Below are 289 nucleotides of genomic sequence, written 5' to 3' on the forward strand. Positions count from 1 at the left end.
AAAAGCTTCTCCACTGCTGCGGCACTGAAATCTCAGCTGGCAAACACCTTCTCGCCGCCGATCCAGACGTTCTTCACATCCAGCCCCTCCGACAGCCCAACGATGTCGGCAGCTGTCCCGTTGGCGAAGCGGCCGAGGCGGTGCGCCTGGCCGATCGCTTCGGCCGGATAAAGCGAAGCCATGCGCAGGGCCTCGTCGAGCTCCAGCCCGACGACGCGATGGACGTAGCGCACGGCCGAAATCATGTCGAGGTCGGCGCCGGCCAGTGTGCCGTCGGCAAGCCTGAGGC

At 65.4% G+C, this 289-nt stretch carries 1 protein-coding gene; it reads right to left on the minus strand.

From position 1 onward, the window contains the following. Positions 1-32: 32 nt before the first annotated feature. The coding region (locus tag EN853_RS33635; protein WP_145992621.1) for an amidohydrolase family protein at positions 33-289 on the minus strand (257 nt) is incomplete at its 5' end.

Origin of the sequence: Mesorhizobium sp. M1C.F.Ca.ET.210.01.1.1, from assembly GCF_004791585.1 — a bacterium.
GTDB lineage: Bacteria > Pseudomonadota > Alphaproteobacteria > Rhizobiales > Rhizobiaceae > Mesorhizobium.